Here is an 11860-nt window from a genome sequence, read left to right as displayed (position 1 = left end):
ACGGGTCCGCGCCGTGAAAGCTTAGGAACTAGCCATGAGCAACACAGACAGAACGGCCGGCGGAAATCAAAGCGTCGCAGGCAAGGACGATCGCAGCCAGAACGCGACGCGCAACGACCGCCGAGGCAGGGAAGAGACGCGGCAGGAGCAGGCTGCGGACGACAGCCATCCGGAAGAGGATCCGGCGGAGGGGTCTCGCCAAACGGTCGAGCACGAGTTGGACAGGCTGGATCGGTCGGGGCGCAGTGCCTCGCAATCCGCCGGCGAGGGCCAGGTGGAACGCGCGCGGGAGGAACTGCGGAAACAGGTCAGCGAACAGACGCAATTGCCGGGACGAGGCTCGGCCTGACAGCACCTGTAGATCGCCCCGTGCCGGGCTCGCCGCCTTACGCTTGGGCCGATCCAGAGAGCCGCCACGAGCAGCGCGGCCCCGCCATGGATCGGGGCGGTGGGAACCCACATCACCGGGCAAGTTGTTGGTCCTCCAGCGGGCTGAGACCCCACAAGCGCGAGCCGACGCCATTTTCCGGATACCAGAGCCTTGCCGGGACCATCAGCAACGAGCAGGCCGGTATGCAGCGAGGTGCATGATCGAGCTGCGTTCTCCTCGTCGGCCCGTCCATATCCATGTCGATCAAAGCCGATATGCTCCAGCGGCATCAAGGGCCAATGCGACCGCTGCGTTCCATCAGGCTTCCACAGGAACAAAAAGCCTGACCGGGGGTTCGAGCCTCAATCTCAGCAACGGCATCCGGTCGGAACAATCGACATGATTTTCTCCTGTGTGGCCTCGTTGGACACGCATCTCCAATGAGTGGATCATCTGACAATGCCGACCAAAGCGAGAGGCAGCGGAAAAACGGCGGCATCACCCGGGCGCTCGGGCTCGGACTGATCACCGGGGCGGCCGACGACGACTGCTCGGCCATTGGCACCTATGCGAGTGCCGGAGCCCGGTTCGGGCCCGACCTTTTGTGGACGGCTCCCGTCACTCTCCCGATGATGTACATCGTCGTCTATCTCTCGTCCAAACTTGGCCAAGTCTCGGGCCGCGGTCTTTTCAAGGTCATTTCCGATTTCTATCCGCGTTGGCTGCTGTGGTCTGTGCTGGTGGGCGTGCTGATCGGCAACACGATCGAGGCAGCCGCCGATCTTGGCGCGATGTCGGCGGCTGTCGTGCTGTTCGTTCCGCTGCCTTCAAACTTGGTCGTCATTGTCGTTGCGATGGTCATTTTTGCCTTGCAGGTGTTCGGATCCTACAAGCTGATCCGCAACATATTCCGATGGTTGACGCTGGCCTTGCTTGCCTATGTGGTCTCCGCCGTGCTCGCCAAGCCGGACGTGATCTCTGTGCTGCGCGGCACCTTGCTGCCGAAAATCGAGTTCAGCCGCGAATATCTGTCCATCATCGTCGCCATCATCGGCACGACGCTCTCCGCATATCTCTACACCTGGCAGTCCAACCAGGAGGTGGAGGAGGAGATCGCCAAGGGCAGGACGAGCCTCGAAGAGCGCAAGGGAGCCACCGAAGGTGAACTCCGCCGGTCCCGGCGCGATATACTGATCGGCATGATTTTTTCCAATCTGATCATGTATTTCATCATCCTTTCGACCGGATCGACGCTGTACGAGGCAGGGCAGACCCAGATCGAAACGGCGGCGCAGGCGGCCGAAGCGCTGCGGCCGCTTGCCGGCGACGCGGCCGGAATTCTCTTTGCGGCCGGGGTGATCGGCGTCGGCTTCCTGGCGGTGCCGGTCATGACGGCCGGCGCCGCTTTCGATTTCGCCCAGGCCATGGGGTGGAAGAATGGCCTGAACGCCAGGCCCCGGCACGCCCCCAAATTCTACATCGCGACGGGAGTGGTCACCCTGGTGGCGGTGGGTCTCAATTTCCTTGGCTTCAACCCGATGAAAGCCTTGGTCTGGTCCGGGATCGTGCAGGGTTTTTCAACGCCACCTCTGCTGCTTCTCATGCTCATCATGACCAACAATCGCAAGATCATGGGCGACAAGGTCAACAGCCGGGCCACCAACATTCTGGGTGGCGTGACGACCATAGCGGTCTTTGCGGCGTCGGCGGGACTGGTGGCGACCTGGTTCATTTAGTTCGCAGGCCCCGGAAGGACGTTCGGGCGCAGTGGAACATCCACGGTCAACTCTCGTTGAAGTCCGTGTGAGAGAAAGGGCTGTCCATGTCAAAGTTCCAAGCCGCCACTCAAGAGCATTTAGAGCAACTGAGACTCGAGGCTTCGGCTCGTTTCGCCCCGATGATGCTGCATGAGGCGCTGTTGCGTCTCTCCCGGGCCTGCGGGGATGATAGCCTTGCTCGGTTCGAGAAAGCCATGGTCGATCAGATCGAGGCGACCAAGGACGATCGGGCTGATTTCGAGGCGATCAAGGAATTCGCGATCGAACAGCTTTATGGCTGGATTAGGGACGCGAACGAGTCGCCAAAGAAGAAACAACCACTGGAAAAGATAGGCGATCGCAGAACGTCCGGCCGCTCTGAAGAGTCGCAAACGCTGGAGGATCAGCTGCAGGCGGGTCTGGAAGATTCCTTTCCGGCAAGCGACCCGCCCGCGGTGGTGTCCACCGCCATTCCGGGCGGAGCCAAGAAGCTGGTCGGAACCGACGAGGTGTTGAGAAAGCAGCGGGAAAAGGCCAAGGAGCAAGACCGCCCATAGCCTGCCTCCGGCTGGAACCCGGACCGCCGCTCACGGACAGGGGAATCCATGCGGGCGCTGATCGTCACAGCTTGACGGCCGCTTCCCGGGCCCACAGCCGCAGCTTGCGGCAAGCCTGCACGAATGCCTTGGCGGAGGCTGCCGAGTCCAGCCGCATCAATCCCTCATCGGCATCGGCAGCGACGCCTGCCTTGGCCAGCAGCGGCTCGGCTCCCGGTGTGAAGCCGATGAACTTGCAATGTGCGAAGGCATCCGACACGAAGTCCTTCGCGGCTGCCTCCTTCACCAGCAACTCGGCGCCCGGCTCGGACAGGAGCAGTACCACCGCGTCGAACAGGACCGATGGACCCCCGTCGACCATGTGCCTGGCTTCGATGTGGGTGCCGTCGGCGGCCTCGACGCCGCCCACCTTGGGTGCGATCACCTCCATGACCGCGCCTTCCGTTTCGATGGCCGAGCGGAGTTGTTCGAAAAGGGCAGTGTCGACCCCGTCGCTCAGCAACACGCCGACCTTGCGGCCTTTGAAACTGTCGGGGCCGTTCTCGATGATGCTGAGAGCCGGAGACGGCGGCAGGTCGTCACGCGGCGGGACGGCGGCCTCGGCGGGGTCGGGCATGTTTCGAATACCTAGCCTGTCGGCGACTTGTGTCGCCAGCGTTTCGTCTATGTTCAGCAGATGCGCCACCATGCGTTCGCGGATCGCCGGTGCCTGCACCTTGCTCAATTCGAACGTCAGCGCCATGGCGATATGGCGCTGCTCCGGCGGTGTCTGGCTGTTGAAGAATTGCCGCGCCTGGCTGTAGTGGTCGGCGAAGCTCTCCGCCCGCAGACGCACCTTCTGACCTTCTTCTGCGTCGGCGAAAGAGCGGAAGCCGCGTTGCGGATCCTCGCGGGGCCCCGATCCCCACGAATTCGGCTCATAGTTGGCGCGGCCGACCGGATTGTGCATGGCCATGTGCCCGTCCTGCTGAAAATGCGCGAAGGGGCACTTCGGAGCGTTGATCGGGATATGGGTGAAGTTCGGGCTGCCCAGCCGCTTCAACTGGGTGTCGAGATAGGAGAAGTTGCGGCCCTGCAGAAGCGGGTCGTTGGAGAAGTCGATCCCGGGCGGCACGTTCTGGGTCATGAATGCGACCTGCTCGGTCTCGGCGAAGAAATTGTCCGGCATGCGGTCGAGCACCAGCCGCCCCACCGGGATTGGCTCGATGATCTCTTCAGGGATGATCTTCGTGGCGTCCAAGATGTCGAAGTCGAAGCTGTCGGCAAAATCCTGGTCGAACAATTGCACCGTCAGCTCCCATTCCGGGAAGTTTCCTGATTGGATCGCTTCCCACAGGTCGCGGCGGTGGAAGTCGGGATCGGCACCATTGATCTTGACCGCTTCGTTCCAGATCACCGACTGCATGCCGAGTTTCGGCTTCCAGATGAACTTGACGAATGTGGATTCATCGTCGGCATTGACGAGGCGGAACGTATGTACGCCAAAGCCTTGCATGAAACGGAAGGAACGCGGTATCGCTCGATCCGACATGATCCACATGATCATGTGCATCGATTCCGGCATCAGGCTGATGAAATCCCAGAAATTGTCATGTGCGGTCTGGGCCTGCGGGAAAGCCCGGTCGGGCTCCTGCTTGGCGGCATGGACGAGGTCCGGAAATTTGATGGCGTCCTGGATGAAGAAGACGGGAATGTTGTTGCCGACGAGGTCCCAATTGCCTTCCTTGGTGTAGAGCTTGACGGCAAAGCCGCGTACGTCTCGGGCAAGATCGAACGAGCCCTTGTTGCCGGCAACGGTCGAGAACCGCACGAAGGCTGGCGTCTTTTCGCCGGCGCGCTGGAAAATGTCTGCACGCGTGTATTTGGCCAGCGATTCATAGGTCTCGAAATAGCCGTGAGCGCCGTAACCGCGGGCATGCACCACCCTTTCCGGGATGCGTTCGTGATCGAAGTGGAAGATCTTGTCGCGAAAGTGGGAGTCCTCGATCAAAGACGGTCCGCGCTCGCCGATCCGCAATGTGTTCTGGTCGTCGGAGACAGGAGTTCCCAGGGAGGTCGTAAGAGCAGGCGTTTCGGCTCCCGCGATCTGGTGCAATTCGCCGCCATTTCCTCGCGCGGCATTCTGATCGTGCACGCTCGCAGATTTGGGAGCTGAACGGTGTGCGGATTTGGCCATGAATTTTTCCTCGATTGACGCCCGCGGGCTGACTTGGCTCAAGGCGCCGAACTGCTGGCGCATGGCTTTGTTCCCGCACAAACGGCGCGCCGCCTCTACCCGAAGCCAGCGCGGACACGCTGGTGCACGCGCGCCAGGGGGGCGCAGGCGCAGCAGGATCGTTCGACCGGTATCCCGGCGGTGCAGAATTTTCTGGAGAGTTGTCTTCAACGCCCGGAACGATACAAACGTCCATGCATTTAGCTGGGGTCTGCATTCATACTTCTTTCTGGGAGCTGGACCATTGTCAGGCGAAGGCTATGTTTTGGCCGACCAGGAAACCCATGAAGTTTCCATCGTTGACCTGATACCCGCGCTGCGGGCTTTCGCGCGCACCTTCTGCCGCATCCCCGACGATGCCGACGATCTGGTGCAGGAGACGCTGACGAAGGGGCTCGCCAACATCGACAAGTTCGAACCCGGCACGCGCATGAAGTCGTGGCTCTTCACCATCATGCGCAACACCTACTACACTCGCATCAAGGTCGCTGCCAGGGAAGCGCCTGGCCTGCTCGACTGCGCGTCCTCAAGGCCGATTTCGGAAGCCACCCAGGAATGGACAGTTCAGAGCAAGGAAGTTCACGGCGCCATCCAGAGGCTCCCTGAACACCAACGCGAGGTGCTGATGCTGATCGGCGTTCTTGGTGTCAGCTATGAGGAAACGGCCGAGATATGTGGCTGTGCGGTGGGGACGGTCAAAAGCCGGCTCAATCGTGCCCGCGCCGCCGTCCTTGAGTTCCTGGGGGAGAGTTCGCTGCAGACGCTGGTGGAAAGACGAAATCATCTGTCGAACGGACAGTTCGATGTCGATGCCGACAGCCGCAGATAGTCAGTTCTTTACGTCGCGCCGGCGTTTCGCGACGAGCGCGTTTTGCAGTTCGATCGCCAGTCTGGTCAGGCGATCGGGAACCTTTTCCTGTTCGATGGCGATCAGCAGAGAGGCAATCTCCTGATCCATCGCCATGCCTGCGCGCGGGTCCATGGTATCATCGCTCGAACGGGACATCGTATTCTCTGGATGGATGGCAGTCCTTCATCCTACTGTGATGACAAGCGCCGGGCATTACAAGCAGATGGCCGGCGCAGAGACCGTTGCCAGGTAGCCCTTGCACAGTTTTTTTCTTCTATTCTCGATTGCCGAGAGTCGCGGATGCAGCGCGGCGCCTTTCAGTCCTTCGGCAATCGATTTGCGGCGTGATCCTGATATTGATCGGACTTGATCTGATTGCCATCCAGGCCGCGTTCCTCGCTGTGCTGCTTCTTGTCCCTGTTCGACAAAACCGCGTTTTCTTCGATCTTGTCCTTGGCCAGTTCGGTCATTGCTCCAGAGCCGGCACCTTTGCCGTGGCTGCCGCTGCCGACATGTTTCTTGCTGCCGGATGCCATGCTGTCCTCCATTGAATTGGCGGCGCTCTTCAGCGTCTCTGTGTTCGAGGCCCGAACTGGCATCGGCTGGTAATGTTCCGTCACGCCGGCAAGCAGGAAGGCGTCGCCGTCCCACAGCCGAAACGGCTTTTCGCCATCGATGACGATCCGCAATCCGTGACGTTGCGCCAGGCGATGGATATCGGCGCGGTCCAAAAACAGTGATTCGCGATATGAGTAATTCAGCAAGGCCAGCCTGCCCGGTCTTTTGAGGACGCGCGCGATTTCGCCGAAATGCCGCTCTGCCACGCCGGCCAGTACCAGATAGGGGAAACTGTCGACCGCCAGAACGCAGTCGAAACTCGCGTCGCCGAACTCCGCCAGATCGAGGCCCGAGGTCCGCCGCAACTCTACATTGCCAAGTCCTGCGCATTGCTCACGGGCGATGGAGATCATCCTCGACGATATGTCTATGCCGACGACCCGGCCAGAGGATGCCGACAGGGCGCGCTCGAAACGCCCGATGCCGCAACCGATGTCCAGAATCTTTCGTCCAGCTCCGGTAAAGCCATGCGCTTCCAGCCATGCGACTATTTCGTCGGTCGTGGCGGCTAGCCTTTCCTCATCGCCGAGAGAAGCCAACTGGACACTCGCCACCCGGGAAATCGCTGCCGCGGCGTCGAAGCCCGAGGCCAGCCGCGTGACGACGTCGGCATCCGTCTCGTCGTCGTCGCGTTCGTGACGAACGGCAGAACCCGTTTTCTGCAACGTGGCAAAGACCTCCGATCCGCGGCGAAGCAGCCCGGCTATCTGCCGCAGCCTTTCCCTGTCTCGGGAATCGGCCTGATCGATCTCCGCCACGATCTCCGCCAATTCGGCTGCCCCGATGCCTGCGTGGAGATGCAGCGCCAGCCTGGCGATCACGGCCTCGGCACTGACAGCGTCCGCCATGCAGTCCTCGACCGCCAGCCTGACCGCTAGCCGGCGGCGCACGGATGTCGGTCCTATCGAACCCATCGTGTCATTTCCGCGTCCAAATCCTTCGCATCGTCCACCTGTCGCCGGCGCCCCAGCCATATTTGTAAGGCTCCTGGCCGCGCAGGAAGTCGAATTCGCGCGCACCTTCGCGGATCGATTCGGCGATAGCGTGGCCGACCAGGATCGCGCCTGGGCTTTCCTCGGCGTAGGCGGGATGGAAGCCGCCAAGATAGGCATAGGCACGGCCGCGATGGTGAAATCCGTAATAGGCGCCGATTGGCTTGCCGTCGATGGCGAGCAACCAGCACCGGATCAGATCGCGGGCGTCGAGCAGGGGAAGTGAGCGCCTGTGGAATCGCTCCACCGCCGGGTCGGCCAGCACGCCGCCTCCGTTTCCAGCCCAGCGCGCGCCGTGCAGGCCTATCAGGTGATCGAGGAACAGCTGAGGATCATCCCTTGCCGGCGACAACTCGACCCGGCCGCGTCTAAATGCGGCGCGCCGCGCCCGGCGCAACTGGCGTCTGCGCCGGGCGGGGACGCAGCCCGCCAGCGTTTCGTCGCCGTCGGTGGTGAGCACGGGACAAACGGCGTGGCCGACAGGTCCATCGGCCTTCAATTCGGGATGTTCGATCGCTAGGCCGGCACTGCCCTGCGGCAGATCCGGCAGAATCCACTGCGACCACTCGATCGAAAGTATCTTCTCGGCAAGGGCAGCGCCGACCTTGGCCTCCCTGCCGGGAACACACAGCACATCCAGATAGTCGCTGAGCGAAATGCCGATCGGAAGCAGTTTCGAACCTGCCGTCCCATGTTCGAGGTAGAGCGGCGCCAGGCCCACCAGATCGTCGCCGCTCCAGATGGCGACCGTCGCCAGTTCCCCGGGAGCGAATGTGCGCCACCACGGCACCAGCCAGGCGGGAGATTGAAAGGGTGTCGCCGACGAACTTTGCTCCCACAGCTTCCACCAGTGCGGCGCCAGCGCATGCAATCGCTCTGGATCGCCGATGATCTCGCTGCGTAGCATCGGCTCGTTCACTGCGCCGCGGCGAGGCGCCTGCGATCGGCGCCGAGCCGGGCCAGCGCCAGATAGGCGCTCATGTAGGACGAGATCATGCGCTCGAGCGAAAACCGCCGGCGCGCCTCGCTCCGGCATGTCTCGGCATCGAGGCTGGACGCCGCGGCAATTGCTTGCGCCATCTCGTCGACATTGTTGACGACAAAGCCGGTCTTGCCGTGCTCGACCACATCCGGAAGCGCACCATTTGGAAAGGCGATCACCGGCGTACCGCAGGCGAGTGCTTCCATCGCGACCAGAGAGCTGGTCTCGGCGGCAAGGCTCGGAACGACCAGGCAGCGTGCTGCATTGAGCAGGCGCCGCTTGGCGCTAAAACCGAGCGGACCGAGGAAGCGGCGCCGGCCGTCCAGGCGAGGTTCGACTTCCTCGCGAAAATACTGGATATGCGTCTTGTACGAATAGACCCGCCCGCCGATGACCAGCAGCGCATCAGCCCGCTTGGCGGCATCCAATGCCAGGTGGATGCCCTTTTCCGGGCAGATGCGGCTGAGCACGAGGGCGAAGTCGCGCCTGGTCCGCGGTTGGGTGAGCGCGTCGATGTCGACGCCGTTCGCGATCGGGGCAATCAAGCTTGCGTCCGGCGGCGCGGTTCGCTGCTGGGCCGACGACACCGCGTGAAGCCAGAGGTCGTCGCGCCCCGGGCGCAGCACCCCGGCCGGGTACCAGTCGAGCGGCAGGTGAAGGGTCACCAGGGTCGGGCCGTCGGCAGGCAGGTAGGCGTCGAAGTCGATGCCATGCAGGTGAACCACGTCGATTGCCCATTGGGCGCGGGCGGCGGCGATCGCGGCGCGATGCGACTGCTGCGCCCGGTTCTTTGCCGCCTGGTCGAGCACGCCGGCTTCGACGGGCGTTTCCACCAGAATGCCGCTCGCACTGGAGCCCTGGCAGCCAATGACGATGGACCGATGGCCGGCGCGGGTCAGCGCCTGATCGAGCATTGACAGCACCTGCTCGGCGCCGCCAACGGCGTTCGGTCCCACCTGCGCGAGAGGATAGGCAACATTGAGCACTGTGAGCCTCATGGCTGGTCGAGCCGGAGCGCCTCGTGAGCACGGGCGCTTGCATGCAGCCAGGTGCCGGGCTCGAAGCCCAGCGGCAGCGATTCGTAGTAGAGCCTGCCGTCGTTGGGCAGCTTCAGGAAATCATAGGTCGGCGCCAGCCGGAAACGCTCGGTCCGGGTCGAGAACGGCGCCAGCGTTCGCTGCTGCGTCAGGTGGCTGGCCAGCATGCGCTGCTTTTGCTGGAAGGCGGCTTCGGTCAGGCAGACCTCTATGCAATCATCGCCGGTGCCGCTGGCGAAATCCTGAAATACAGGGCCGTCCGGGCCTGCCGAATAGAAGGCCATTTCGATGATGGTGGGCACAGGCCGGCGGTCACGGCGCAGCAGATGGCAGGCCGCGTGAACGGCGAAAGCGGTCGCGTCGTGGTCGGGATGGCCTCCCTCGAAAGGATGTGTGCAGACGAAGCGGATGCCGGGTTCGCAAACAAGGCAGGCGAGTTCCTGCGCGAGCGCCACCAGATTCGCCGCAGCCTCCTTGTCGGGATAGCCAAGGGTGGTAAGGCCCGCTGGCGACAGCCCGGCCGCGGCCAAGGCTTCCGTCAGTTCCGCACGGCGGGCATCGGCATACTCCTGCCAGGTCTCGAAACCATGCGCTTGCGCGTCGGCAAGATCGCGTGGTGCTCCGTCCGTGACATGGACGATGCGGCATGACCGCAGTCCGGCAAGATGTCCACCGATGCCGATCGTCTCGTCGTCCGGATGCGCGACGACGACCATGATGGCGGAGCCGTGTGCCGTATCACTGCCCGTCAACAGAGCCGCGAATTCGCCCAGGGTTGCCGACTGTTGACGCATGGGAGCCTCACGCTGCCGACGCCCGCCGCGTCGACGCGGAAGCCACGGCGGGCGCGTAGCGGCGGATCATGGCTGCACAGAATTCGGCGAATTCCTCCGGTACCAGCGGCGGGCTGGTATGGTGAGGCATCATCCCGCGATGCTCCGGCGTGAAACAGAAGGTGACGGTCACGTCGAAATCGGCGAGCGCTTCCATCTGCCGGTCGAACCAGTCCAATGCATTCGGCCTGAAGCTGTCGGCCCAGGAAAGTCCGGTCCGCATATTGGTGACCCCCAGCCGCTTCATCCAGGCGACGGCGTCATCCAGCCGCGGATCCTCGAAATGAAACCACTGCACAAGCCCCATCCCGGGCGTATGGCGCAGGAATTCCTCCAGTGCCGGTTTTGGCGTGCCGTCCTGGCGCAGCAGCCCCATGTGGAAATGACGATAATAGGAGGAGCCTTCCGCTTCGCGATGGCGCGTCGTTGCTTCCCATTCGCGCGGGAGATCATAAAGGCTGTACCACTGGATGCGCGGAGCGTTGCCGAGCAGCAATTCAGCGGTGCGCCTGAGGCCCCAGACCTGGATCTCGTCAGCGCCGAAGGTCGATACGCCGACCTCGCTGACCCAGATCGGGAGATCGGTGACGGCCGCGATCTCACCGATCTTCTGCGGCCATTCCTGGATCTGCCACAGGTTCCAGTCGAGCGGGAAGCCATGCACCGCGACGGCGTCGACATGGTCCAGCAATCCGAATTCCTTCATGCGCGTTATGAAACCGGGGTCGATCGGCGAGATGCCGCCGAGTACCTTGGTCAAGGCCGGGTTCTCGGACGCGATCGCATCTGCCGACAACATTGCCATGGCGGCGAAGCGGCTCCAATCGGGGTCGAGCTCGGGGTCCCAGTGCGATTTGTTGTTGGGCTCGTTCCAGATCATCGCGGCTTCAATCATGGAGCTGTCCTTTCGATGGGTAGACGGCGCCGCCGCCGGCCGGATCGCCGGCGGGACGGCAGAAATAGACCTCCTGCTCGGGATGAAGAAAGATCTCGAAACCGGCGCTGCGCAGCATCGCTTCGGTGCAGGCGCGGTTGGGGATCCACCAATTGGTCGGATCGTCGGCGTAGCGATGTTCGATGAAATGAAGTTTCGGAAAATCCGGCTCGTCGAACAGGTCGTGCGTCCAGAAGTGATAGTCCTGCTCCAGCGCGGGCAGATCCTTGCTGCCGCGCTGCATCGACTGAAAAATCATCAACTCACCCGCGACATGCTCGCGGATCAGGTCGAGCGCGAGCAGGGGATGGCGCAGGTGGTAGAGCACACCCATGAAAAGCACGATGTCGAACGTCTCGCGCAGGGCACCGACGTCGTAGACTGAAAGCTTCTGGAACTCGATGTCGCAGTCCGCGATCTCGGCGGCAAAGCGCGCCTGCGCCAGGTAGGCCTCGTCGAAATCGATGCCGAGGACACGACCGGCGCCGCGCCGTTTCATTTCGATGGAGTAGAAACCGGCATTGCAGCCGATATCGAGCACGGACTTGCCGGCCAGGTCGGCGGGGATGGCGTCGGCGAACTTGCGCCACTTGACCAGCGGGTAATTGCCGAGAAAGTGGTCGGGAGCGGTTTCGACGCCGGCCAGTTCCATGTTGTGGAACCATGGGCCGAGGGCATCGATACGGCGTCGGATTTCAGCATGGGAATGCAGCAT

At 62.5% G+C, this 11860-nt stretch carries 12 protein-coding genes and 1 pseudogene; 4 read left to right on the top strand and 9 right to left on the bottom strand.

The annotated features are described in order from the left end of the window. Positions 1 to 34: 34 nt before the first annotated feature. The 3 genes from LB551_RS26235 to LB551_RS26220 all read left to right on the top strand — a co-directional run bounded on the left by LB551_RS26235 (position 35) and on the right by LB551_RS26220 (position 2684). Complete coding sequence (locus tag LB551_RS26235) at positions 35 to 349, top strand: hypothetical protein (protein ID WP_224625910.1); 315 nt, start codon at positions 35 to 37, stop codon at positions 347 to 349. A 461-nt stretch (positions 350 to 810) separates the two neighbouring features. Then, positions 811 to 2106, top strand: a complete 1296-nt coding sequence (locus LB551_RS26225) for an Nramp family divalent metal transporter (protein WP_224661023.1) — start codon at positions 811 to 813, stop codon at positions 2104 to 2106. Between the two features lie 86 nt (positions 2107 to 2192). Continuing rightward, entirely contained in the window at positions 2193 to 2684 is a 492-nt protein-coding gene (locus tag LB551_RS26220; RefSeq protein ID WP_224661022.1) for a hypothetical protein, read from the top strand. Between the two features lie 64 nt (positions 2685 to 2748). On the opposite strand, the gene LB551_RS26215 is transcribed toward LB551_RS26220, so the two are convergent. Further along, a complete protein-coding gene (locus tag LB551_RS26215; RefSeq protein WP_224661021.1) occupies positions 2749 to 4860 on the bottom strand; it encodes a catalase in 2112 nt (703 codons plus the stop codon). 304 nt (positions 4861 to 5164) lie between these two features. On the opposite strand from LB551_RS26215, the gene LB551_RS26210 reads away from it, so the two are divergent. After that, on the top strand, positions 5165 to 5728 hold the full coding sequence (locus tag LB551_RS26210) for a sigma-70 family RNA polymerase sigma factor (RefSeq protein ID WP_224661034.1): 564 nt from the start codon (positions 5165 to 5167) through the stop codon (positions 5726 to 5728). Here the strand turns inward: LB551_RS26210 and LB551_RS26205 are convergent, their stop codons facing one another. From LB551_RS26205 to LB551_RS26170, 8 genes and pseudogenes are all read right to left on the bottom strand, one after another. After that, the gene (locus LB551_RS26205; protein ID WP_140553474.1) at positions 5729 to 5905 is read right to left on the bottom strand and encodes a hypothetical protein; all 177 of its coding nucleotides are present in this window, start codon (positions 5903 to 5905) and stop codon (positions 5729 to 5731) included. A gap of 161 nt (positions 5906 to 6066) precedes the next feature. Continuing rightward, a complete protein-coding gene (locus tag LB551_RS26200; RefSeq protein ID WP_140553530.1) occupies positions 6067 to 6285 on the bottom strand; it encodes a hypothetical protein in 219 nt (72 codons plus the stop codon). A 201-nt stretch (positions 6286 to 6486) separates the two neighbouring features. Further along, positions 6487 to 7215: pseudogene (locus LB551_RS26195) on the bottom strand (class I SAM-dependent methyltransferase); the annotation flags it as partial. 70 nt (positions 7216 to 7285) lie between these two features. After that, positions 7286 to 8266 carry a GNAT family N-acetyltransferase gene (locus tag LB551_RS26190; protein WP_224661020.1) on the bottom strand — a complete coding sequence of 327 codons (981 nt, stop codon included), beginning with the start codon at positions 8264 to 8266 and terminating at the stop codon, positions 7286 to 7288. Positions 8267 to 8274: 8 nt separating this feature from the next. Further along, the gene (locus tag LB551_RS26185; protein WP_224661019.1) at positions 8275 to 9339 is read right to left on the bottom strand and encodes a glycosyltransferase; all 1065 of its coding nucleotides are present in this window, start codon (positions 9337 to 9339) and stop codon (positions 8275 to 8277) included. Then, a complete protein-coding gene (locus LB551_RS26180; protein ID WP_224661018.1) occupies positions 9336 to 10172 on the bottom strand; it encodes a PIG-L deacetylase family protein in 837 nt (278 codons plus the stop codon). Before LB551_RS26180 ends, LB551_RS26185 begins: the two co-directional genes overlap by 4 nt. A 7-nt stretch (positions 10173 to 10179) precedes the next feature. Continuing rightward, positions 10180 to 11106 carry a beta-xylosidase gene (locus tag LB551_RS26175; RefSeq protein ID WP_224661017.1) on the bottom strand — a complete coding sequence of 309 codons (927 nt, stop codon included), beginning with the start codon at positions 11104 to 11106 and terminating at the stop codon, positions 10180 to 10182. Then, complete coding sequence (locus LB551_RS26170; protein ID WP_224557446.1) at positions 11099 to 11860, bottom strand: TIGR04290 family methyltransferase; 762 nt, start codon at positions 11858 to 11860, stop codon at positions 11099 to 11101. Before LB551_RS26170 ends, LB551_RS26175 begins: the two co-directional genes overlap by 8 nt.

The organism is Mesorhizobium sp. BR1-1-2 (assembly GCF_020165435.1).
Classification (GTDB): Bacteria; Pseudomonadota; Alphaproteobacteria; order Rhizobiales; family Rhizobiaceae; genus Mesorhizobium.
The sequence above is the reverse complement of the archived record's forward strand: the minus strand, read 5'-3'. Positions and strand labels throughout refer to the sequence as shown.

Coding starts and splice junctions, on each gene's coding strand:
- LB551_RS26220 (WP_224661022.1), top strand. CDS start 2,193: ATGTCAAAGTTCCAAGCCGCCACTCAAGAGCATTTAGAGCAACTGAGA.
- LB551_RS26235 (WP_224625910.1), top strand. CDS start 35: ATGAGCAACACAGACAGAACGGCCGGCGGAAATCAAAGCGTCGCAGGC.
- LB551_RS26225 (WP_224661023.1), top strand. CDS start 811: ATGAGTGGATCATCTGACAATGCCGACCAAAGCGAGAGGCAGCGGAAA.
- LB551_RS26170 (WP_224557446.1), bottom strand. CDS start 11,860: ATGCTGCATTCCCATGCTGAAATCCGACGCCGTATCGATGCCCTCGGC.
- LB551_RS26185 (WP_224661019.1), bottom strand. CDS start 9,339: ATGAGGCTCACAGTGCTCAATGTTGCCTATCCTCTCGCGCAGGTGGGA.
- LB551_RS26200 (WP_140553530.1), bottom strand. CDS start 6,285: ATGGCATCCGGCAGCAAGAAACATGTCGGCAGCGGCAGCCACGGCAAA.
- LB551_RS26175 (WP_224661017.1), bottom strand. CDS start 11,106: ATGATTGAAGCCGCGATGATCTGGAACGAGCCCAACAACAAATCGCAC.
- LB551_RS26190 (WP_224661020.1), bottom strand. CDS start 8,266: ATGCTACGCAGCGAGATCATCGGCGATCCAGAGCGATTGCATGCGCTG.
- LB551_RS26215 (WP_224661021.1), bottom strand. CDS start 4,860: ATGGCCAAATCCGCACACCGTTCAGCTCCCAAATCTGCGAGCGTGCAC.
- LB551_RS26180 (WP_224661018.1), bottom strand. CDS start 10,172: ATGCGTCAACAGTCGGCAACCCTGGGCGAATTCGCGGCTCTGTTGACG.
- LB551_RS26205 (WP_140553474.1), bottom strand. CDS start 5,905: ATGTCCCGTTCGAGCGATGATACCATGGACCCGCGCGCAGGCATGGCG.